We start from the raw sequence: 22,615 nt of genomic DNA, 5'->3' as shown, positions 1-22,615 counted from the left end.
ACACAGCGTGCCGAGCCGGATACCGGGTCGCGCCGAAGGACGGGACAACATCACCCAGTCCCCGAGAGCCTCCGCCGGCCGCACCGGCACCGAGTCACCACACCGGCTCCCCCGAACGGAGACGAGATGCTGCGCGACTCGACAGCGACCGCGTCCCGCGGGGCCATTGGTACGCTCGGCCGATCCTGAGGAGCGCCAGCCACGCATGAGCCGCCAATACACCCTGGCCCAGCTGCGCTACTTCTGTGCCGTCGCACGCAGTGGCTCCATGACGAGCGCCGCCCAGCACCTCAACGTCGCCCAGTCCACCCTCAGCTCAGCGGTCATCGAGCTGGAGTCCAGCCTGGGCGTCCAACTGTTCCAACGCTCGCCACGCCGCACGCTGAGCCTTTCACCGGCGGGGGAGAGACTCTTCGCCGAGGCCCTGAACGTGCTCGAGCAGGTGGACAACCTCCCGGCCATCGCTCAGGACGATGCGAAGGCCCTGCGGGGCGAGCTCGTCGTGGGAATCTTCGAGCCGTTGGCCTCCTTCCGGGCGCCTCAGATCCTCACCGCCTTCCGGCAGGCATACCCCCAGGTCGAGATGCGGTATATCGAGGGGGATCTGGAAGAGGTCAGACAGTCCCTCTCGAGTGGACGTTGTGACGTGGCACTCACCTACGATGTCGGGCTTCGCGATGACTTCAGAACCACCCTCATCGAGCACATCCCCGCTCATCTCATCGTGGCCGCCGACCATCCACTGACGTCTCGCACCACGCCGATTCCCTTGCGGGACGTCGCGGACGAGCCGTTCATCCTCCTCGACCTCCCGCACACTCGGGACTACTACGTCGACTTCTTCCAGAGCGCGGGGATCCGCCCCGACATCCGATACCGACTGCCGGACTATGAGACCGTCCGGTCCTTCGTGGCCTGCGGTTTGGGCTACTCCCTGCTCAATCTGCGGCTACCGCACGACCACACCCACGCCGGCCTGCGCCTGGCCACTCTCGATCTCGCCGATGACCTGCCGGCGATCTCCCTCGTCGTCGCCTTCCCCCAACGGACGCGGCCGACGCAGAAGGCACTGCTCTTCGAGCGGGTCTGTCGGAAGGTCCTCGGGCGGCGTCACCTCCGAGATCCATTCACCGCTCCTGACCGGTGAGCTGCCAGACACACTGGCCGCCCACCCAGGTCGACTGGACCGGGACCTGCGATATCCGGCCAGGTGAGATCCGGGTCAGGTCCTCGCCGAGCACCACGAAGTCGGCGAGCTGACCGGGCCGGAGCGTGCCCTTGACGTCCGCCTCACCGGTCGCGTGAGCCGAGCCCGTCGAATACACCTGGAGGGCCTCGACGACGGAGATCTGCTGGCGCACCCCGACCGGCATACCCGTGGGTGTTCGGCGGGTGACCATGCTCTGGACCGCCAACAGCGGGTCCGCCGGAACGATCGGGAAGTCCGACGAACCGGCCACATCGAGGCCGGCATCGAGCATCGCGCGATGGGCACAGGTCCAGTCCGCACGCTCTTCCCCGTAGAAGCCCACCAGCTGCTCGCCGAAGAGCATCGGGAACGCACCGAACGGCACGGGGATGACACGGTTGGCGCGGATACGGTCCAGCAAGCCGGGATCGGTGATGCTGCAGTGCTCGATGCGGTGCCGGACCGAGTTCGCAGCAGGCGGCAGACCGTCGATGACGTCCAGGACCTTGGCGATGGCGAGATCCCCGTTGGCATGGACGGCCACCCGGTGACCCGCATCCGCTGCGGAAGAGAAGCATTCGCGGAACTCATCGTCGCCCACGATCTGCAAACCGTTGTTTGTGCCGGTGCTGCTGGGGTACGGCCGTTGACACAGGCAGGTGCCGCCGCTCAGGGCGCCGTCCACCATCATCTTGATGCCGGAGACGCGAAGGTGCGGCGCCCATTCGAGCGGCACGCTGAGGTCGTCGCGCAGGTAGCTGTACCACACCAACATGGCGACCCGCGGTGTGAGGACGCCCCGCTCGTGTGCAGCCATGAACAGCTCGTGCTCAGCGGGTCCGACGATGGCATCGCAGTATGAGGTGATGCCGAGCTGGTGCAGGTCGTTGTCGACCTCGGTGAGGGCGGCGATGCGACCCCCCAGGTGGTCCCCGGTCTCGAAGGGCGACCTCCTCGTCCCCGGGAGCCAGGCGTCGAGCCAGGCTCGCTCGATGAGCCACCCGTCGAGACGGCCCTGCTCATCCGTCGTGAGCTGGCCCCCCGCGGGCGCATCCGAGCTGTCCCGATAGCCGAGTCTGTCGAGGGCGGCGCTGTTGGCCACGGCCCGATGGAAGCTGTAGTGGATGATGAGCACCGGGTGCTCACCCGAGACAGTGTCGAGCGCTCGACGCCCGATCTTCTCGCCGGTCAGTCGGGACTCGTCGAGTGCCTGGCCGATGACCCACTCGCCCGCGGGGCACACGGCCGCCCGGGCGCGAAGGGCGCGAAGGACGTCGTCGCCATCGCGCGCGTCGCTCAGGTCGACACGGACTCGGGCCAGTGCGGCCTGAGAGACGTGGCAATGCGCGTCATTGAATCCCGGGACCACGAGTCGTCCGTCGAGCTGCACCCGCCTCGCGGACGGGAAACGCGCGCCGAGCTTCTCTCGTGGACCGGTGTCCACGATCCAGCCGTCCCGCACCGCGAACGCCTCCGGCTCGGTGCCGTCGAGGGCGAGGATCCGGCTGGCTTCGAAGACGGTGGTGTCCTCGTCGTGGATCGCCGGGTCCGTCACGGCCGGATGTCCAACGAGGGATCGATCCGGAGGTCGACCAACAGGGGACCGCTCGGGTCCACGAGCCGGGGGGCCAGTGCGTCGAGCTCGGCCAGATTCCGGACTGCGACGGCCTCCACGCCCGTCGCCGCCGCCATCGTCACGAAGTCCGGCCACCTGGTCCGCGAGTACTCGGGATCGACTCCGGCCGCACCCAACGACTCCCACTCCGCACCGTACGCGCCGTCGTTCACGACGAGGATCACCAGCCGCGCATCGTTCCGCACGACCGCATGGAGCTCTTGAGCATTCATCATGAACCCCCCGTCTCCGACAACGGCCAGGGTGGTCCGGTCCGGGCGAGCGACGGCGGCCCCGATGGCGGTGGAGAGCCCCAGCCCGATCGACGCGAAATTGGTCGTGTGGATGAAGTCGCGCGGGTCCGATACGCGCAGGTGCCGCCAGGCCGTGAAGATGAACCGACCGACATCCGTCACGACACCACGGTCCGGAGGCAGCATCTGGCTGATTCGCTCCATGGCGGTGCGGAGGTCGACGGTCGAGTCGGTGCTCAGGTCCTCGAACGCGTAGGGCTTGGTGGTGGCCAGTCGTTGCCGCAAGGACTGCAGGTATGCCGACGGGCGGGGTTCGTCCGTGTGCTCGCGCAGTCTCTGCACCATGGCTGCGGCCGTGGCGCGGGCGTCACCGAGGATCCCGATCTCGACGGGGGTGAACTGGCCGATGCTCGCAGGGTCGATGTCGCACTGCACCACCCGCTGGTCGCTTCCTATGAGGTGCCCATCGTCAGCGGTGAACCGGTTCAGACGCGCACCGAACGCAAGCACACAGTCCGAGCTCGCGACCACCTCCGTGGTCAGGGCGGTTCCCAGATTCCCGCAGATGCCGAGGTTGTCCGGATGACCGTGGAAGTAGTCCTTGGCCAGCAGACTCGTCGCCAGCGGTGCGCCGAGCATGGCGGCCAGTTCGACGAGATCCTCCTTCGCTCCGGCCGTGACCGCACCCCGTCCCGCCAGGACGACCGGTCGCCGGGCGGACAACGCGAGACCGAGAGCGAGGTCGACGTCGTCCGGACTCGGGCTCGGCGCCGAATGCAGCTGGTGCAGCCGGCGGGCCGAGCCGGCGGAGGCTTCCGTGCACTCCTGGGCCAACAGGTCGTAGGGCACATCGAGGACCACCGGTCGTCGTTCAGCCAGTGCTCGGCTCAAGGCGCGTGTGACATCCCGTCGCGGCGTGGAGCCACCGAAGACACGTTCATACAGGGCACCGGACAGGTCACAAAGACCCTCGATGTCGAGGCTCTGCCCGTGCCCGAAGCGGGAGGGAGGACGACCGGTGAGCAGGAGGAGAGAGGTGCGCGCCCGGACCGCCTCGACGAGGGCGGTCAACCCGTTGGTGAGCGCCGGCCCGTGAGTCAGGGAGCACACACCGATCTCCCCCGTGGTACGAGCGTGTCCGTCCGCCATCGACACGGCGGATGACTCGTGAGCAGTCGGGATGAACCGACCGCCCTGGTCTCGCAGGTAGTCGGTGATGATGAGCATGTTGGCGTCGCCCATCAGGCCGTAGATCGTCTCGACCCCGTTGGACCTGAGCGCAGCAGCCACTGCCTCATGGACCTTCACATTCGTCTCCCTCTGATCATTCGTCAGGCGTCAGCCAGCCACGATGTCGGACCATGGATGCGGGTGTCCCGGCTGGCGTGCGAGACCCGCGACATCCCAACCCGTGACCCGCGGCAGGTCGGGGGCCCCGTCTACGACGTCGAGCACCGGGCTCGGAGCACGACGCCGGGCCGGCGCATCCATGTCATCGACCGAGTGAACGCGTCGTAGCGCGCGGCTCTGAGGGGCGGACGCACGCCTCAAGAGGGGCGTGAAGATGCCCCACTCGGGTCGCCGCCGGGCCAGCAGTGCGGAGGCGGTGCCTAGCCGCGCATTCGCATCGGCATCGTGCTCTGTCTCCCGACCCTCGGTGCACGTCACCCCGATGCGCCGACGCACGGGCGTCCCCGGCATACCCAACCTCTTTCGCAAGCCAGTCACGTCTCCACAGTGGAGCGATATCCCTCTCGGACCTCGAGTACCGCCGATGAACGATGGACCGCGCCGAGTCTGGGCTTGGCCCGTCGTCGGAGTCCAACGCGGGTTTGCGAAGTCCGGTATCGGAGCAATCGATGAGGCCGCTTTCGGGTGACGACGAGCACCTCGAAGCCCGAGCGGAATGAGCGGCGTGGTCAGGAGCCTGACCGGCAAGGTGGGGCACGGGTGCCCAGAGGGTGCCCGCGTGCCCCGTCGACGGCGGCCGAGCGAGGTCGTCCCCTCCGGATTGCCCCAGCCATTGGGACTCGACGACGCAACCCACCGGGCTGACGTGAAGCCGTACCCGATTCGCACCTGCCGGCTGCGCTAGCCACGAGTCGGCCAGCGTGGTACAAGGGGCCTCATGAACCTTGCCTGACTTCAGCTGGAGGCTGCGCGTAGCCGCCTGCGGTCATCCAGCGCGAGGGTGCCGCGTGATCATGGGTCGACGGTGATGATGTGGCCGTCTCGGATGTGGGTGGTGTGATCGCATCGTTTGGCCAGGTCGTGGTCACCAGCATCGACGAACTCTGCGAGGCCATCACCACCTGGGCCGAACACTGGAACGCCGACCCCAAGCCCTTCATCTGGAAGGCAAGCTGAGCGAACGCATGACTCGGCCCTTCGGGTCATCCGGACTCTTCCGCGCTGATGGTGGCTAGGAGGTGACTTGCGAAGTCTTTGGGTGGCATCTCTGCGACGGAGAGTAGGGTTGCGGTCTTCTGGGTTCCGGGGATCTGCCAGACCTGGTTCATCAGGATGGTGCGCAGGTGGGAGTAGTCGCGCACCCGGAGGCGGACGAGCAGGTCGAGGTCGCCGGTGACGAGGGTGACGTCTTCGACTTCCGCCAAGTCCCAGAGGGCGTCCATGATCTTGGCGACGTCGTATCCGGTGGCGGCTTCGATGGATAGGAACACGATCTGTCCGTACCCGAGGGCGGCCCAGTTGACTTGGGCGCTGTAGCCGGTGATGACGCCTTGGCGTTCCATCTTGGCCATGCGCTCTCCGACGGTGGGAGCCGAGACCTTGAGGGTGGTGGCGATCTGTCGTTGGGAGGTGCGGGCGTCCTCGACGAGGACCTTCAGGATTTCCATGTCTAGTGCGTCGGGGGTGTAGGTCGCTGGTGGCGTGGCGGCGACGTCGCGGATGTGGGCGAGTGAGGAGTGGTGTTCGGCGGTCATCGGTCTGCTCTCCCTGGGGGTGGGGCTCTGTTCAAGCGTAGAAGTCTGGCGTGGTGCGCAGGCGGTCCAGCTGTGCTTGGTCGTGGGAGTAGACCGCGACGGCGTGCCGTGTCTGGGCTTGGCCGAGCAGATGGTGTGCGGTGATGGCTGCCGTTGCGGGGTCGCGGAAGGAGTCGAAGTTGCCAGTGTCGAGGAAGTCTTGGCCGGGGATGGCGTCTCCGCACAGGAGCATGTCGGGGCTGTCGGTCAGCTCGATTCGGACTGACTGGTGGCCGAGGACGTGTCCTGGGGTGGCGATGACGTGGACGCCGGGAACGATCTGCTGGTCGGTGTCGATGGGGTGGGTGGAGGGGGCGTTCGGGTTCCACCGGATCGGGTAGCTGCCGGGCCGGTCGGCGGTGTCTTGTATCTGCTGGCTGCGCACGTGGACGGTGGCGTGAGGGAAGCGGTGGTTGTTCCCGGCGTGGTCGAAATGGAGGTGGGTGTTGACGATGTGGGTGATGTCCTGGGGTGAGACGCCCAGCTCGTCGAGTCGTGCGGTGAGGGTCTCGCTGTGAGGGAGGTCTGGGCGGATGTCGTCGGCGAGGGGGGTGGCACCCCAGACCAGGGACGGCGCGCGGGAGAGGTCGTCGTCCATGCCGGTGTCGATGAGCATCCAGCCGCGGTCGCCGAGGTCGAGCAGGGCGGCGGTGACGGGGAAGCGGTATCGGGCTGCGTCGTGGGTCCCGGGCAGCATCTGCTCGTAGCTGGTGTCCAGGTGCCCTAGCGGCAGCAGGTAGAGACGCTCAACACGGGTCGGTTCGGAGACGCCCTGCTCGGCCCGGGTGGGGGCCTGGGCGGGCCGGTTGGGCGCAGGCATGGGGTGTGGCTCCCTGGGTGTGGGTCAGGTGGTGGCGAGGATGGCTCGCGCTCGTCGCAGGACGGCCTCGTCGACCATCGTGCCGTCGGGGCCTCGGAAGGATCCGGCCGCGCTCTGGGCTTGGTGTAGGACGGCGTGCGCCCAGGCGACCTGCTCGGGGTCAGGGGTGAACACGTCGTTGGCGATGGCGACTTGGGCCGGGTGGATGCAGTCGCGCCCGCGGAAGCCCATACGGGACAGGGCCTGGGTGGTCGTCCGGAACCGGTCGGGATGATTGAGCTCCGCGGCGACGGGCGCGGCGGGGGGAAGGATCCCGGCGTAGCGGCTGGCGACGACGACGCGGGAGCGGGCGTAGGCCAGGGGTGACTCATCGTCGGTGGTGTCGAGGTTGAGGTCGGCGCCCAGGTCGATCTCGCCGAGGTGGAGCTGGTGGACTCCGGAGGCGGTGGCGATCTGTTCCAGGTGGACCAGCCCTGCCGCGGACTCGATCATCGGCGCGAGCAGGATCTGTTCGCGCTGGGCGGCGTCGAGGAGGGCGAGCAGGTCGTCGGGGTGTTCGACCTTGGGGGCGAAGACGCCGACGAGGCTCGGCCGCGTCGACAGGTGTCGGAGCTCTTGGCGTCCGCGGTCGCCGGTGTTGAGCCGGACCCAGGCGGGGGGGTGGTGTGGAGGCAGGGTGTCGAGCCAGGCGGTGACGGCAGCGAGGGCGTCGTCCTTGGCGTTCGGGGCGACGGCGTCTTCCAGGTCAGCGATGATGGCGTCGGCGCCCCGGGTGGCGGCGGTGGCGAGGCGGTCGGGTCGGTCGCCGGGAACGTACAGGTAGCTGCGCGGGGCGGTCATGGGGTCATCTCAGCTGGTTGTGGCTGGGTGTCCTCGTTATCGGCGGCTCGGTGGGCCATGAGGCGCTGGTCGAGCCGGACGGCGCGGTTCATCTCGTTGGTGACGATGGTCAGGCCTTCGTTGATGCCCATGCCGGGTTTGGCGAGCATCTGGGTGACGCCGGTGGCGATGCCGATGTGGGTGGTGGCGCGGGCGGATCGGTCGGTTTCGGCGCAGGTTCCGCCGATGACGGGTCCGATGCTCGCGGCGTGGCAGGTGGCGACGGCGGCGACGATGTTGTGGATGGCGCCCAGGTCGGGGGTCTTGATCTGGATGAGGTCGGCGGCCTGGGCGTCGGCGAAGGCTTGGATGTCCTGCAGGGTGTTGGCCCATTCGTCGGCGATGATCTGGACCTGGGAGCCGCGGGCGGCCAGCTCGGATCGGAGGGCGCCCAGGGCGGTGATCTGGGCGTCGCGGCTGCCGGCGTCCAGGGGGTGCTCGATGCGCAGCTGGTGGGGTCCGGCGGCGTCCTCGAGGCGACCCAGGATGTCGGCGGTGGCGGCGATGGAGCCGCCGGCGGCGGCTCCGACCATGCCGTACACGTCGAGGTGGATGACCGGCAGGTAACCGGGGTCGCCAGCGAGGTGGGCGATCCGGTCGCGGATGTACCCGATGTACTCCACGAGGGCGTCGCCGTCGTGGCCGACGAGGTCGGCGGTGTTGATCAGGCCGTGCGGCAGGACGGGCACTCGCTTCAGGACCATGGTGTCGACGCCGGCGTGACGGTCCTCACCGGTTTGGGCGTACAGCGGGACCGGCGTCAAGGGGCCGGGCAGCTGCCATTCGTCCTTGATGACGCGGCCCATGATGTGGTGTCCAGCGGCGTGGCTGGCCGCGTCCAGCAGCGCCTGGGACAGGCCGTAGGCGGCGGCCCGGCCGAGGCCGTCCTGGCTAGCCAGGACAGTCTCGGCCTTGACGCTGGCGGAGCGGAAGGAGGTGATGTCCCATCCGGTCAGTGCTGGGGCCAGGCGGGTCTCGATGCGGGCGGCGAGGGCGGCGGCGTGGAGGCGGGGTTCGCGGCCGCCGACGCCGGAGTACTGGACGCTGGCGCAGTCGCCGACGGCGACGTAGCCGTCCTCGAGGATGAGCATGATGGAGGCGGCTTCGGCGGTCTCGCGGATGGCGGTGTAGCCGGGGGTGAGGGGGGCGCCGGTGTAGGCGTTGCCGTCGCGGACGGCGCCGGACTTGATGGCCTGTTGGTCGTCGAAGAAGAAGGCGCCGAGGCCGGTGGATGCCACGACGTCGACGATCCGGAGGGGGGTGCTGCTCATCGCGGGTTCCGTTCGGCGCGGGGGGTGAGGGTGGCGGTGGCGGTCATGGTGAGCCGGTCGGCGCTGTAGGCGGCCAGTTGGACGGTGTCGGTGTCGTCGGCGGCGACCCGCAGTTGCAGGTTGTGGTCGTCGAAGGCGGGGGCGACGCCGCGGAAGGTGAAGGTGGCTACGGTGCGGGCCGGCAGGGCGCGGTCGAGGGCGTCGGCGAGCAGGACCGCCTGCAGGGGGCCGTGGACGACCAGACCGGGGTAGCCCTCGACGCCGGTGGCGTAGTCGCGGTCGTAGTGGATCCGGTGGGCGTTGTAGGTCAACGCGGAGAACCGGAACAGCAGGGTGGGGTCGATGGGGACCTGTCGGGTGCAGGTCCATGCCGCGGCAGGTTCGGTCGGCGGAAGAGGCGGGCGCTGGTAACGCTGGGCGTCGCGGTAGACCAGGTCCGCCCGTTCGGTGAGGACGGTGTGGCCGCTGTCGGTCAGGGTGTGCTTCACCTGGACGAACGTCAGGGGGCCGGTGCGCCCGGTCTTGGTGGTGACGTCGGTGACGGTGGAGCTGCGGCGCAGCTGGCGACCGATACGGGCCGGTTCGGCGCCGAGGGTGATGGCTCCACCGGCGTACATCCGGGCGCGGCCGCGGGTGGGGGGCAGGAAGTCGCCGGGCTGAGGGTGCCCGTCCGGGCCGAGCTCGTCCTGGCGGGCGCTGGGCAGGAAGGCCAGCCAGTGCCACAGCAGCGGCAGGGGGTCCCCGTCGACGGGGGGAGCGCCGTCGCGCAGCAGCAGGTCGTGCAAGTGTCCTGCGGCCTCGGCGCAGAGGGTGTCGGCGCTGGTGTGGGTTCGGGCCTGCCAGGTCGGCACGCCGGGGTGGGCGGTCATGGCGTGGTGGTGAGCGCGGGCCCGAAGGCGCCGCGGGCGGCGGCGTCGCTCAGGGCGGTTTCGTCCATGCCGGTGAGGGTGGCCAGCAGCTCGCGGGTGTGCTCGCCGCGTTGGGGGGCGCGCCGAGCGGGGGCGAAGGTGCCGCCGACGCGGACCGGGGAGGCGAGTGACTTCACCGTCCCGTAGACGGGGTGCTCGGCCTCCACGATCAGGCCGCGGGCGTGGATGTGGGGGTCGGTAAGGGCGTCGGCGACGGAGTTGACCTCGCCGGTGGGGACGCCGGCCGCCCGCAGTGCCTGGACCCAGTGGGCGACGGTGTCGCCGGCGAAGATCTGCTCGAGGATGGCGACGAGCTGTTCGGAGTGGACCTGTCGGGCGGCCATGGTGGCGAACTGGGGGTCGGTGGCCAGGTCGGGCCGGCCGACGACCTCGGCGACGCGGACCCAGAACTTCTCCTTGGCCGCGCCGACGATGAACCATCCGTCGCTGGCTTGGAAGGCCTGGAAGGGCACGATCGAGGGGTGGGCCGAGTGCCGGGTCCGGGCCGGCTCGAACCCGGCGTTCAGGTGCCACACGCCGGGGTAGGACAGCATGCTGACGGCCGTGTCGTAGAGGCTGACGTCGCAGTCCATGCCGATGCCGTCGCGGTCGGCGGCGCGCAGCCCGGCCAGCAGGGCGAGCGCGGCAACGAACCCGGTGGACCAGTCCACCACTGACAGGCCGGACTTGGTCGGGGGCCCGTCGGGTTCGCCGGTGACGTCCATCCAGCCGGTCAAGCCTTGGATGATGTAGTCGTAGCCGGGTTCGGCGTGTCGGGGTCCGCTGGTGCCGAACCCGCTGAGGGAGCAGCACACGATGGCGGGGTTGAGGTGCTTCAGGTCGTCGTAGGTGATGCCGATCTTGGCGGGCACGTCGCCGCGCATGTTGGAGTACACGGCGTGGCTGACGGCGACCAGCTGCTCGAACACGGCACGGCCGGCGGGGCTGGTCAGGTCCAGGGAGATGGACTTCTTGCCCCGGTTGAGGCCTTCGAAGAACAGGGAGTCCTCGCCTTGGGCGAAGGGGGGGACGTAGCGGCCGACGTCGCCGCCGGCGCGGGGGTCCTCGATCTTGATGACCTCGGCGCCCAGGTCGGCCAGGTGGGAGGTCCCGAAGGGGCCGGCGCCGTACTGCTCGAGGGACAGGATGCGGACGCCGTCCAGGGGCAGGGGGCGGCTGGGGTGGGTGCCGGTGGTCATGTCGGGCTCCTGGGTGGGCGGGGTGTGCCGATGGGTGGGAGGAGGGGGACGGTGGGTGAGGCCGGTCGGCTGGTGGGGTGGGTCACGCCCGCCGGGGTCGACCGGGGCCGGGGGCGCGCCGTGGCTTGTGGCGGGCGCGCCGGGAAAGGGTGCCGGGTGAGGCGGGGTTGGGGTCAGGGTCGGCCGGCGGATTCGGAGACCAGGCGCAGCTGGCAGAAGGCGAGGATGCCTTCGGTGCCGCCTTCGTAGCCGTAGCCGGAGTTGCCGAGGCCGCCGAGGGGGACGTCGGGCAGGGACGGTGCCAGCTGGTTGATGCCGATGTTGGAGGCGTTCAGGCCCGCCACGAGCTCGTCTCGGGTCTGCAGGGAGTCGGTGAAGACGTAGGCCGCGAAGGAGTAGGGCGCGGCGTTGGCGGCCTCGACGGCTTCTGCGGGGGTGGTGAAGGAGGAGACGGTCGCGATGGGCCCGAAGGGTTCCTCGGACAGGATCGCGGCGTGGGAGGTCAGGGGCAGTCCGGCGACGATGGTGGGCTGGAAGTAGAACCCGTCGCGTGGCTCCTGCTGGCCGCCGGTGGTGATGGTGGCGCCGTGGTCCTGCGCATCCTGGACAAGCTGCAGGAGGGCGTCGACGCGGCCTTGGTGCGCGACGGCGCCGAGGGTGACACCGTCCTGGATGCCGTGCCCGAGAACGTAGGAGCGAGCCTTGGCGGTCAGCTTCTCCACGAACTGGGCGTAGAGGGTCTCGTGGACGAAGTACCGGGAGGGGGCGACGCAGGACTGGCCGGCGGAGCCGAACTTGGCGCCGGCGGTGGTGGCGATGACGTGGTCGACGTCGGCGTCGTCCATGACGATGACGGGGGCATGGCCGCCCAGCTCCAGGACGGTCCGGATCAGCTGGGGCGCGGCCTGCGCGGCCAGGGCCTTCCCGACGGCGGTCGATCCGGTGAAGGACAGCGCCTTGATGGCCGGGGAGGCCGTCAGCTGGGCCGACACCGCGGCGGGGTCGCCGAAGATGAGGTTGACGACTCCAGCGGGCAGGCCGGCCTCCAGGAGCAGCTCCACGATCAGCCGCGCGGTGGCGGGCGCGAACTCGGAGGCCTTGAAGACGACGGTGCACCCGGCGGCCAGGGCAGCGCCCAGCTTGCGGGTGGCCAGGACGGCGGGGAAGTTCCAGGCGGTGACGACTGCGACCGGGCCCAGCGGCGTGGGCCGGGACTGTCGGCGGGAGCCCGCCGCGATCCCGGGGTAGGTGGTGGCCTGGATGCGGCCGGCCTGTTCCCCGTTCCAGCGCAGCGTGTCCACCGAGCGGCCGATCTCGCCGCGGGCGTCGGCTTCGGTCTTGCCCGTTTCGAGCAGGATGGTGGCCACCGCCTCCTCGGCGCGTTCGGCCAGCAGATCCGCGGCACGCTTGAGGATGTCGCCGCGGCGGGTGGGCAGCAGCGTCGACCAGGAGGCAAAGGCGCTCTCGGCGGCGGTGATGGCCTCGTTGACCTGGTCGCCGGTAGCGAGGCTGACGTGTCCGATCTGCTGTCCGGTGCCTGGGTCGACGTTGTCGAGGTGTCCGGCCTTGCCCTCGACCCAGACGCCGTTGATCAGCAGGTCGGCGTCGAGGCGGGCGCGGGAGGTGTCAACGGACATAGCTGGCTCCGTTGACGTCGATGGTGGTGCCGGTAGCGTGCCGGGCCTGGCCGGTGGCCAGGAAGGCGATGATGTTGGCGACGTCTTGCGCTTGGGCGACCTCGCCCAGGCCGGTCTGGTCGGCAGCGACCTGGATGCCGACGGTGTCGCGGAACACCTCGTTGAGGTTGGTGTCGACGTATCCGGGGGCGACAGCGAAGGCGGTGACGCCCTGCCGGCCGTTCTGGCGGGCGATGGTGCGGGTCATCGCCACGACGCCGGCCTTGGCGGCGGCATAGTGCCAGTAGTCGGGGTCCTCGCCGCGGAACGCGGCCCGGGAGGCGAGGTTGATGATGATGCCGCCGTCGGGCCGGGCGGCGTAGGCGGCCACCGCGGCGCGGCACAGCACGGCGGGCCCCTTCAGATGGACGGCCAGGGAGGTGTCCCACACGGCGAGCCAGTCACCGAGCGTCGCGTCCAGCGGGGCCGGGGGGTAGAACCCGGCGTTGTTGACCAGGACGTCGACCCAGCCCTTGACCGCCCACGCCTGGTCCCACAGGCGCTGGGTGGCCTCCATGTCCGCCAGGTCGGCCACCAGCGCGGTGGCGCTGTCGCCGAGCTCATCCGCCAGGGCCTTCACTCCTGCCTCGCTGACGTCGTGGACGAGGGCGTGGCCGCCCTGGGCGACGACGGTGCGTGCGGTGGCCGAGCCGATGCCGCCGCCAGCGCCGGTGATGAGGACGACCTTGCCGTCGAGGGTGTTGGTCATGGTGGACCTTTCGAGGTGGAAGGAGGATCGCAACGGAGATTGGGCGGACGTGAGGGTGTGCGGCCACTAGAGCTTCCGCGTGTAACGGAATCGTACTAGCAGATACATCACTTGACAAGTCGTGTGGGAGTGAGGTCTTACGTGTGGGGGCTGTCGCGGCGTCGATGCCTTACGGATGCTGCGTCGAGCGAGAGGTCAAGACCGTCCCTCGGCAAGGTCGAGGATCTGATCGGCGGTGTAACCCAGCTCCGCCAGGACCGCTGTGGTGTGCTCGCCGAGCGCGGGGATGGGGTCCATGCGAAGGGTCTGCCCGGCGGTGATGACAGGTGGGCGCAACGCGGGCAGCTCGCCGACGGGGGAGGCGACCTGGGTCCACCGGTCCCGCGCGGTCAGCTGAGGGTGGGAGGCGACATCGGCCAGCTCACGCTGCTGGGCGAAGGCGATACCAGCGGCGCCCAGCCGCTGCTGCAGTTGGTCGCCAGTCAGCGGGGCGAGGGCCTCGACGATGTGGTCCTCGAGATCGGCCCGGTGCGCGACCCGGGCGGCGCCGGTGGCGAACCGGGCATCGCTGGCCAGATCGGGTCGGCGCAGGACGTCATCGCAGAAGGCCACCCACTCGCGGTGGTTCTGGATGGACAGGACGACGGCGGTGCCGTCGCCGGCGCGGTAGGTGCCGTAGGGAGCGATCGCTGCATGGCTCGTGCCGGTGCGCTGCGGCGCGGTGCCGCCGTGCATGGCGTACGCCAAGGGGTAGCCCATCCACTCCAGAAGGGCATCGAAGAGGCTGACCTCGAGGGTGGCCCCGTGCCCGGTGCGGGTGCGGTCGTACAGGGCGGCCAGGATGCCTGAATAGGCGTACATGCCGGCGGCGATGTCGGCGACAGGGATGCCCGCCTTGGCGGGCGCGTCGGCGGTTCCGGTGATGGCCACCAGGCCTGTCTCGGACTGGATGAGCAGGTCGTACGCCTTCGCGTCGCGGTAGGGACCATCGGCGCCGTAGCCGCTGATGGCGCAGGCCACCAGGCCGGGCCTGGTCGCGCGCAGCCGGTCGGCGCCCAGGCCGAGCCGCTCGGCGGCGGACGGGGCGAGGTTCTGCACGAAGACGTCGGCGGTGTCGATGAGGCGGTGCATGACCTGCCCGGCAACGGGGTGCTTCAGATCGAGGGTGACGCTCTCCTTCGACCGGTTGAGCCATACGAAGTGGCTGGACATGCCGTGCACGGTCTGGTCGTAGTCGCGGGCGAAGTCGCCGGTGTCGGGTCGCTCGATCTTGATGACGCGGGCTCCGAGGTCGGCCAGGTGGCGGGTGGCCAGCGGGGCGGCGACGGCCTGCTCGCAGGAGACGACGGTGATCCCGCTCAGAGGCAGCCCGCGGGCAGACCCAATCGGTTCGGTGGTGGGCGGATCGGTCATGGCTGTAGTCCTCGATGTCGGCGGGTTGTCGGGGTGCAGGCGGCGGCCCCGCCCCGTAGTGCTTCGGGACGGGGCCACCGACTCCTACGGGTCGTCGTCGATCGGTTGCCGGTCAGGCGAGGGTGGTCCGTTGCGGGTCGTCGGCGGACGGGGCGGGCGAGGTGGTGCTGCCGGCGGCGGCCAGACCCTCGTCCTGGCCGAGCCAGGAGCTGCCCGGCGCGGCGGGCAGCACCTGGCTTGGCGAGGATCCACAGGGCGGCGAGGGCCACGACGGCGAGGAAGACCCCGGGGCCCCACCATGCCGACTTGGAAGGGAAGGGGTAGACGTTGCGGAACATGGTGTAGCCGAGGGCGGGGATGAGGATCTCCCATCGGGCGACCTCGGAACGGCCGGAGAAGAAGAGCAGCTTGATCGAGCCGATGTTCGTCATGAAGTAGGCCACCAGCAGGATCAGCGTCCCGGCGGTGCCTGCGACGACGGCGACGGAGAAGACGTCCGCGCGGAACACCGCGCCGCCGATGATCAGGAACAGCAGGGCCCCGGCGACCAGCGGGCACGCCATGGCCAGCAAGCACATCTTCCAGATCTGGCGGGCCGGCAACTTCGCGACCACACCCCGGCGGTTGCTGACCCGCTCACTGCGGACCGAGTCAGCAAAGTGACTGTGTCTGTTGTTGGTTGGCTGACGCTGTGGAACGGCGATGGGAGCTGCGGCGTCCAGCTTCCTCGCGCCGCTCCCGTCCGGTCGAAGCCGGACGGCTACGACCCGTTCGGCTGCGTCTCGACGATGCAGTCACGCAAGATGTCGAGACCGCGTTCCAACTCGGAGTCTTCGATCGTCAGGGCAGTCAGGAATTTCAGCACTTCGCTGTGCGCCCCGGACGTCTCGATCACCATGTGCTTCTCGAATGCGCGCTGGGCGACTCGGGTGGCCCAGCTGTGGTCGCCGGTTGAGAGGATACCGCGCATCATGCTGCGCCCACGCAGGGCGAGGTGGTAGTCGGGGAATTCCGCGACGAATTTGTCGAGCCGTTCTTGCAGGATCCCAGCCTTGTGCGCGATCTGCTGCTCGAACCGGGTGTCGGTCCAGTAGTGCTCGATCGCGGTCTTCCCGGTGATGAAAGCAAGGTTGTTGCCTCGGAAAGTGCCACTGTGCGCAGCGGGCTTCCAAATGTCGAGTTCTGGTTTCAGCAGCACTAGGGCCATCGGCAATCCGTACCCTGAAATGGACTTGGAGAGCGCCACGATGTCGGGAACGATCCCGGCGGCCTCGAAGGCGAAGAACGTTCCGGTGCGGCCGATTCCGGCCTGGATCTCATCCAGGATGAGCAGGATGTCGTGCTGCGCGGTCAGTTCCCGGAGGCGCTGGAGCCAGGGGATGCTGGCCGCGTTGGTGCCGCCCTCGCCCTGGACGGCTTCCACGATCACGGCCGCAGGTGTGTCCAACCCGCTGGACGGGTCGTTCAGCATGCGCTCGAACAAGTCAAGGGTGTCTACGTCGTCGCCGAGGTACCCGTCGTAGGGCATCCGGTCGACGTGGGCGAGTGAGAAGCCGGCGGCGTCCCGGAATTTCTTGTTACCGGTCGAGGCCAGCGACCCCACTGTCACCCCGTGGAACGCGTTGGTGAAAGCGACGACTCCGGCCCGGCCCTTGACCTGCCGCGCGAGCTTCAGCGACGCCTCGATTGCGTTGGTTCCAGTCGGACCGGTGAACTGCAGTTTGTATTCCAGTCCGCGCGGCTTGAGGATGTGCTTCTCGAAGGTCTCCATGAACTCCCGTTTGGCGGTTGTTGCAAGGTCGAGGCCGTGGGTGATGCCGTCCTGGCTGATGTAGTCGATGAGCGCCTGTTTCAAGACGGGGTTGTTGTGGCCGTAGTTGAGCACGCCGGCGCCAGCGAAGAAGTCGAGGTACTCGGTGCCGTCGGCGCCCACGATGGTGGTACCGGTTGCCGAGCTGAGTTCGACGGGGAATGAGCGTATGTATCCGCGCACATCGGACTCGAGGCGGTCGAAGATCTCCAGGGAGGTCATGCCAACTCCTTTCCTCCGTCAGCGGAGGGTTGCAGGGTGCTGCGGCCGCAGCCTCAATCATCATACATAGTACCTATGTGTCTGGGAGGCCGCCGGTCGGGGTCGGCGGCCTTTGTCGCTTGCGGTAGGCGGCGACATGGACTCGGTTGCCGCAGCCGTGATCGCAGAACCGGCGTGAGTGGTTCCTGCTCAGGTCGACGAACACGTTGCGGCACGTATCGCTCAGGCAGGCCTGGAACCGCCACGTCTGCCCTGTTTGGATCGCCTCGACAACCGCCAGCGTGCCGGCGACCACGATCTGCGAGGCGAGCGATTGGTCACTCGATCGGGCGCACAGTTCGTACGTATCGCTGCCACGTCGCACGAGCTGCAACCGCAGGGTGGTTTCCGAAAGAATCTGGTTCGTGCGCGTGACAAGGGTCTGCTCATCCGAGCGCCACAGTCCGTCCAGGTAGGCGCGGACTTCCCGCAGTCTGCGCAGCTCCGACAGATCGCAGGGGTCAAATTCGGCGACGTGCCAGCTCCTCGCAATCATCTCGAGCGCCGCATCGCCGATGTCGAGGACATCTGGTTCCCGGTAAGTAGTGTTGATGAACTCTGCCGCTGCCTTGAGCGATGTCTCGGTGCTTGGGCTGAATATCATCGACTTCGTGGAATTCGCCATAGGGAGAGGTTGGCTCGCCATGAGTAGACCTGGAGCGGGTTCACGTTGCTTCTGGGTGATGTGCCGAGCCGCGGCCCGGCACATCACCCAGGTTCGGTCGGGAAGGCTCAGTCGCCTGTTGTCTCTGGCGCGGTCTGGCCCGGGATGGTCGCGCGGTCGGGACCGGCGGTCGACCACACGGACTGTAGGTTCCCCCCCATGTGTTCCGAGACACCCCGCCTGACGGCGAACCAACCTAGGGCGAGCAGGATCGCCAAGACGGGGATGCCGATCACCACCATGATGAAGTCGGTCTTGTCCCCGAACGACGGCGAGGACTGCCAGCCCGAGATGGCCAGTCCCACGATGACGAAGGCGAGGAACGCGAGGCCGACAATGCTCGTGTAGGGCGATCCGGGCATCTGGAAGCTGCTCGGCTCGACGATCTTCTTCTTGACCAGGTGCCGCAGCTTCAGTTGACAGACGAAGATCGTGGTCCAGGTGAACACGATGCAGATCGAGGTCGCCTCGAGGGCGAGAGTGAACGCGTTCGCGTCGACGGCGTTGAGCCATGCGCCCAGCACGAACATCGCGGACGTCATCAAGATGCCCGCAAAGGGAACCCCGGACCGGCTCATCTTGGTCGTGAACGCGGGGGCCTCTTTCGAGACACCCATGCTCCGCAGGACTCGCCCGGTGGCGTACAGGCCGGAGTTGAGGCTGGACAAGGCGGCGACGATCAGGATCGCCTGAATCAGATCGCCCATCCAGCCGATGCCCATCGCCCCGAAGACCGTCACGAACGGGCTGGTTCCGGGTTTGTAGCTGCTGGTGGGCAGGATGCAACACAGCAGCAGGATCGAGCCGCAGTAGAAGACCGCGATCCGGAAGATCACCGCGTTGACCGCTTTGGGGACCTCGCGTTTGGCGTCCTGCATCTCACCGGCCGCGATACCGACCAGCTCGATGGACGCGTACGCGAACACGACGCTCGACATCACCAATAGCGGCCCGTACCAGGTGAATCCGCCTGTCGTTGGCCAGAAGCCACCCGGGTTCGACCACAGATTGTGGACGCCGGCTTGGTGGCCCTCGATGTGAACGCGTGCGATGACGACGACGACACCAACGACCAGGAAGACCACAATCGCTGCCACCTTGAGCAGGGAGGCCCAGAACTCGAATTCTCCGAATGCTGCCGCCGACAGGAGATTGACCGCCAACACGACCGCCAGTGCGATCAGCACGGTGGCCCAGGCGGGCATCCCTGGGACCCAGTACTGAACGTAGAGCCCCACAGCCGAGAGTTCCGCCACGCCGGTCAGCGCCCAGCTGAGCCAGTACATCCACCCGGTGACGAAGGCCCACTTCTCACCGAAGAACTCACGCATGTACGAGACGAATCCGCCCGAGGTGGCCCGGTGCAGCACGAGCTCGCCCAAGGCTCGCATCAGCAGATAGGCGATCGCCCCGGTAACCAGATAGCTCACGACCAGTGCAGGCCCCGTGCTGCTCATCTTGGCGGCGCTGCCGAGGAACAGGCCGGTACCGATGGCCCCGCCAAGGGCGATCATCTGGACTTGCCGCCGGCCCAGCGACTGCTTGTATCCAACCTGGTCGGCGCTGAGGGCCTCATCGGGAGTGCTATCCGATATGTCGGGTTCGGGGTTCGCAGTCATGCGACCTACTTCCATTCGGTGAAAGGCGTGCACGGATCTAGGCGTTGTTCCGCTGGTTGTCGGGCGACGAACCCGCGCCCGCGGCTTGTTGGCCATCGGATTTCGGCGGTCGCATCGGCTGCAGCATGAGCAGGATATGTAATACGTAGCATCTATCGCAAGAGGTGAGCGCGACCCAAGTTCGCGCTCACCTCGCGGATCCATGTGGTCTGGTCCTACTTGGCCGCGCGGGACACCCCCCGGCACGGACGCGGAACCATGGATTGCGATCACCGAGTCATCGCTTGGTTGCCGGGTGTCCCGGCTGGCCAAGGGCGATCCAGGGGATGGGGGCCGCCGCCCCGGGGCGCCCCTTGCCTCTAGTACTACAGCCGTACTTATCTTGAGGGCTGTCTGCGTGTCGCCTGTGTGAGACTGGGATTCACCGAAATTGTTGCTTGTGTGACTGATGAGGTGGATGTGGCGGAGGTCGAGGGCTGGGCGGCGAGGCTGGCGGAGGTGCATGCGCGGATTGCGCCGCGGTTCGCGCGCTCGGAGCCCCGCGAGCGGGTGCTGGCCTATGTGCGCGGACTGTTGGCGCCGCTGGAGCGGAAGAACTCCTGGACCCTGGCCGAGGAGGCCGGTGAGGCGATCCCGGACGGGATGCAGCGGCTGCTGGCCTACGCCGACTGGGATGCCGACGCGGTCCGTGACGACGTTCGCGACTATGTGGTCGAACACCTGGCTCCCGGACCGGGGGATCCGGCCGGGGTGCTGGTGGTCGATGAGACCGGGTTCTTGAAGAAGGGCACCAAGTCCGCGGGGGTGGCTCGGATGTATTCGGGGACCGCGGGCCGGATCGAGAACTGCCAGATCGGCGTCTTCCTCGGCTATACCACCGCGGCCGGGCGGACGTTCGTGGACCGCGAGCTCTACCTGCCCAAGGTCTGGACCGACGACCCGCAGCGTCGGGCCGAGGCCCGGATCGACGACGAGGTGGAGTTCGCCACCAAACCGGAGCTGGCGATGCGGATGATCGGCCGCGCCCTGGACGCCGGCGTGCCCGCCGACTGGGTGACCGGCGATGAGGTCTACGGCCAGCACGGCGGCCTGAGGCGGATGCTCGAGGAACGCCGAATGCCTTACGTGCTTGTGGTTCCGACCAGCCAGCGGGTGATCGCCATCATCAATGACAATGGCGTAAGCAAGGTGGCCGAGCTACGCGCCGACGAGCTGGCGGCACGGCTGCCGGCGCAGGCGTGGAAGAAGATCTGCGCAGGCAACGGCGCCAAGGGCCTGCGGCTCTATCACTGGGCGCGGGCCGCGATCCGGCCCCTGGAGGACACCGACAGCTACTGGCTGCTGGTTCGGCGCAGCCTGAGCGACCCCACCGACCTGGCCTACTACCTGTGCTACGGCCCCGAACGCACCCCGCTGCGCGAGCTGGTCCGGGTTGCCGGCGCCCGCTGGGCGATCGAAGAGACCTTCCAGACCGCCAAGGGTCAGGTCGGTCTGGACCAGTACCAGGTCCGCCGCTACGACAGCTGGTACCGACACATCACCCTGGCGATGCTGGCCCACGCCTTCCTCACCATCACCGCCGCCCAGACCAACACCGCCGAGGGCGCAAAAGGGGGGCTCCCCGACCGGCCGAGGAACTGATCCCGCTCACCCTGCCCGAGGTCCGACGCCTGCTCGCCCACCTCATCTGGCACCAGCCTCCCGAGGCCACCGCGGTCCTGGACTGGTCACGGTGGCGGCGTCGCCACCAGGCCCGCGCCCGACGATGCCACTACGCGACCCGAGCCGCCTCCCCATAAGCGCGGCTGTAGTACTAGGAGGTTCGAATCAGTTCAGTGAGTACTGCTTGCCCGAAGAGCAGGGCGTCAAGCGGCACTCTCTCGTCGATACCGTGGAACATGGCGGGGAAGTCGTAACCGGCTGGCAGCAGCATGGGCACGAAGCCGTATCCGCTGATGCCTAGTTCGGCGAGCATGGCGTTATCGGTGCCGGCGGGCAGGAGATACGGTGCGATGCGGGCCGAGCGGCAGTACTTTTTCAGACTTGTTCGCATGATCTCGACGATCCGACCGCCGAACACGGTCTCCACAGCGTCGACCTCATCGGTCACGATCACTTCGGCGTGCGGCCCCGCCAATTCGCGAATCCGCCTCAGCACCGCGTCGCGCTGGCCGGGGAGGAACCTGATGTCGAGCGATGCAGTTGCTTCGCTCGGGACGACGTTCTGTTTGTACCCAGCCTGCAGGAGGGTGCCGTTGACGACGTTCGCCAGCCCGGGCGTGACAAGTTGCGCGCAGACTCCCGCCTCCCGGGCGACAGTCAGCGGGTCCGCGTCGTGCGCCAGCCCGGCCGTGGCCCGCAGCTCGTCCAGGAGCAGGGATGTTGTCTTGGTGAGCGTCACGGGCCACGGTTCCGCCGCGATCCGGGTGATCGAGCGCGCGAGCTCGTGCACCGGGTTGTCCGGATTCAGCTGCGAGGCATGCGTGGCCCTCCCGTGGCACCGCACATCGATCCACAGGATGCCCTTCTCCCCGGTCTGGATCAGGAAGACCGGGTTGCCGCGCACGTCCACCGAAAATCCGCCGACCTCGCCGATTGCCACCGTGGCGCCCCGGAACACCTCGGGGCGGCTGTTCACCAGCCATCGCGCACCGTAATGCGAGTTGTCTTCCTCGTCCGCGAAGAACGCCAGGATGATGTCTTGGCGTGGGATGAAGCCTGCACGGACCAACGACCGCACGGTCGCGACCATCATCGCGACCATGTTCTTCATGTCTACGGCCCCGCGGCCCCAGATCATCCCGTCCCTGATCTCACCGGAGAAGGGCGGCACACTCCACTCCGATGCGTCGGCCGGGACTACGTCAAGATGGCCGTGCAGGATGAGAGCGGGCAGTGCCGGGTCGTTGCCCGGCCACCGCGCGATCAGGTTGGTGCGCCCCGGAGCACGTTCGTGTGCGACAGAGCCGATACCAACCTCATCAAGCAGCGCCGCCACGTACTCAGCAGCCTCACGTTCACCAGCTGCGTCGCCACCACCCCGATTCGTGGTGTCATGACGGATCAGCTCGGCCGTGAGCCGGCAGACCTCCTCGTCACCAGTCGCGGCACGTACTCGATCCATCAACTAGCCAATCTGCTCGACGGTTCGTTGCCGGGGACATGTGCCCCAGCAGATGCGTCTCTGAGCCGCGGCAGTCCGGGTACCGACGGTCCAGTTGCCCGGCAGGGATCATACTCGTATCATCATACATACTATGTTTCCAGTCGCTGAGGCGTTGTTTGGCTCACGCCCCGCGACAGGCAGGACCGGCGAGGCTGCTGCCCTGTCGGCAATCAACCAG

Annotated in this window: 18 protein-coding genes and 1 pseudogene; 3 read left to right on the top strand and 16 right to left on the bottom strand. The window is 68.2% G+C overall.

The window, feature by feature from the left end; all coding sequences use genetic code 11:
* The first annotated feature begins 205 nt into the window (after window positions 1–205).
* Window positions 206–1,147 (top strand): LysR family transcriptional regulator, encoded by a 942-nt coding sequence (locus BN12_RS22350; protein ID WP_048555718.1) that lies wholly within the window; start codon window positions 206–208, stop codon window positions 1,145–1,147.
* On the opposite strand, the gene BN12_RS22345 is transcribed toward BN12_RS22350, so the two are convergent.
* The gene (locus BN12_RS22345) at window positions 1,128–2,744 is read right to left on the bottom strand and encodes an amidohydrolase (RefSeq protein WP_048555717.1); all 1,617 of its coding nucleotides are present in this window, start codon (window positions 2,742–2,744) and stop codon (window positions 1,128–1,130) included. The two genes, BN12_RS22350 and BN12_RS22345, sit on opposite strands and share 20 nt — an antisense overlap.
* Window positions 2,741–4,366 (bottom strand): thiamine pyrophosphate-binding protein, encoded by a 1,626-nt coding sequence (locus BN12_RS22340; RefSeq protein WP_083454871.1) that lies wholly within the window; start codon window positions 4,364–4,366, stop codon window positions 2,741–2,743. The genes BN12_RS22345 and BN12_RS22340 overlap by 4 nt, the downstream gene beginning before the upstream one ends.
* Window positions 4,367–5,281: 915 nt before the next feature.
* On the opposite strand from BN12_RS22340, the gene BN12_RS24855 reads away from it, so the two are divergent.
* Entirely contained in the window at window positions 5,282–5,425 is a 144-nt protein-coding gene (locus tag BN12_RS24855; RefSeq protein ID WP_157635629.1) for a hypothetical protein, read from the top strand.
* A gap of 26 nt (window positions 5,426–5,451) precedes the next feature.
* On the opposite strand, the gene BN12_RS22335 is transcribed toward BN12_RS24855, so the two are convergent.
* The 13 genes from BN12_RS22335 to BN12_RS22275 form a co-directional block, all read right to left on the bottom strand.
* The gene (locus BN12_RS22335; RefSeq protein WP_048555715.1) at window positions 5,452–6,003 is read right to left on the bottom strand and encodes an Lrp/AsnC family transcriptional regulator; all 552 of its coding nucleotides are present in this window, start codon (window positions 6,001–6,003) and stop codon (window positions 5,452–5,454) included.
* Between the two features lie 31 nt (window positions 6,004–6,034).
* Window positions 6,035–6,862: an N-acyl homoserine lactonase family protein gene (locus BN12_RS22330; RefSeq protein WP_048555714.1), complete on the bottom strand. Its 828-nt coding sequence runs from the start codon at window positions 6,860–6,862 to the stop codon at window positions 6,035–6,037.
* 24 nt (window positions 6,863–6,886) lie between these two features.
* Window positions 6,887–7,702 (bottom strand): HpcH/HpaI aldolase/citrate lyase family protein, encoded by an 816-nt coding sequence (locus BN12_RS22325; RefSeq protein WP_048555713.1) that lies wholly within the window; start codon window positions 7,700–7,702, stop codon window positions 6,887–6,889.
* On the bottom strand, window positions 7,699–9,012 hold the full coding sequence (locus tag BN12_RS22320) for a methylaspartate ammonia-lyase (protein ID WP_083454870.1): 1,314 nt from the start codon (window positions 9,010–9,012) through the stop codon (window positions 7,699–7,701). The genes BN12_RS22325 and BN12_RS22320 overlap by 4 nt, the downstream gene beginning before the upstream one ends.
* Window positions 9,009–9,881 (bottom strand): FAS1-like dehydratase domain-containing protein, encoded by an 873-nt coding sequence (locus tag BN12_RS22315; protein ID WP_083454869.1) that lies wholly within the window; start codon window positions 9,879–9,881, stop codon window positions 9,009–9,011. Before BN12_RS22315 ends, BN12_RS22320 begins: the two co-directional genes overlap by 4 nt.
* Entirely contained in the window at window positions 9,878–11,119 is a 1,242-nt protein-coding gene (locus BN12_RS22310) for a CaiB/BaiF CoA transferase family protein (RefSeq protein ID WP_048555711.1), read from the bottom strand. Before BN12_RS22310 ends, BN12_RS22315 begins: the two co-directional genes overlap by 4 nt.
* Window positions 11,120–11,292: 173 nt before the next feature.
* Window positions 11,293–12,756: an aldehyde dehydrogenase family protein gene (locus BN12_RS22305; RefSeq protein WP_048555710.1), complete on the bottom strand. Its 1,464-nt coding sequence runs from the start codon at window positions 12,754–12,756 to the stop codon at window positions 11,293–11,295.
* On the bottom strand, window positions 12,746–13,504 hold the full coding sequence (locus BN12_RS22300; RefSeq protein ID WP_048555709.1) for an SDR family NAD(P)-dependent oxidoreductase: 759 nt from the start codon (window positions 13,502–13,504) through the stop codon (window positions 12,746–12,748). The genes BN12_RS22305 and BN12_RS22300 overlap by 11 nt, the downstream gene beginning before the upstream one ends.
* Window positions 13,505–13,699: 195 nt before the next feature.
* Window positions 13,700–14,917: a CaiB/BaiF CoA transferase family protein gene (locus BN12_RS22295; protein ID WP_048555708.1), complete on the bottom strand. Its 1,218-nt coding sequence runs from the start codon at window positions 14,915–14,917 to the stop codon at window positions 13,700–13,702.
* Window positions 14,914–15,480 (bottom strand): hypothetical protein, encoded by a 567-nt coding sequence (locus tag BN12_RS22290; RefSeq protein WP_157635628.1) that lies wholly within the window; start codon window positions 15,478–15,480, stop codon window positions 14,914–14,916. Before BN12_RS22290 ends, BN12_RS22295 begins: the two co-directional genes overlap by 4 nt.
* A gap of 197 nt (window positions 15,481–15,677) precedes the next feature.
* Window positions 15,678–16,949 (bottom strand): diaminobutyrate--2-oxoglutarate transaminase, encoded by a 1,272-nt coding sequence (gene ectB, locus BN12_RS22285; protein WP_048555706.1) that lies wholly within the window; start codon window positions 16,947–16,949, stop codon window positions 15,678–15,680.
* Between the two features lie 73 nt (window positions 16,950–17,022).
* Window positions 17,023–17,613, bottom strand: a complete 591-nt coding sequence (locus BN12_RS22280) for a CGNR zinc finger domain-containing protein (protein ID WP_048555705.1) — start codon at window positions 17,611–17,613, stop codon at window positions 17,023–17,025.
* Between the two features lie 107 nt (window positions 17,614–17,720).
* Window positions 17,721–19,271 (bottom strand): amino acid permease, encoded by a 1,551-nt coding sequence (locus BN12_RS22275; RefSeq protein WP_048555704.1) that lies wholly within the window; start codon window positions 19,269–19,271, stop codon window positions 17,721–17,723.
* A 453-nt stretch (window positions 19,272–19,724) separates the two neighbouring features.
* On the opposite strand from BN12_RS22275, the pseudogene BN12_RS22270 reads away from it, so the two are divergent.
* A pseudogene (locus BN12_RS22270) lies at window positions 19,725–20,873 on the top strand (IS701 family transposase); the annotation flags it as partial.
* A gap of 211 nt (window positions 20,874–21,084) precedes the next feature.
* Here BN12_RS22270 and BN12_RS22265 read toward each other — a convergent pair.
* On the bottom strand, window positions 21,085–22,395 hold the full coding sequence (locus BN12_RS22265) for a M20/M25/M40 family metallo-hydrolase (protein ID WP_048555703.1): 1,311 nt from the start codon (window positions 22,393–22,395) through the stop codon (window positions 21,085–21,087).
* Window positions 22,396–22,615: the final 220 nt, after the last annotated feature.

This window comes from Nostocoides japonicum T1-X7 (genome assembly GCF_001046855.1).
Taxonomy (GTDB): Bacteria; Actinomycetota; Actinomycetes; order Actinomycetales; family Dermatophilaceae; genus Nostocoides; species Nostocoides japonicum.
The sequence above is the reverse complement of the archived record's forward strand: the minus strand, read 5'-3'. Positions and strand labels throughout refer to the sequence as shown.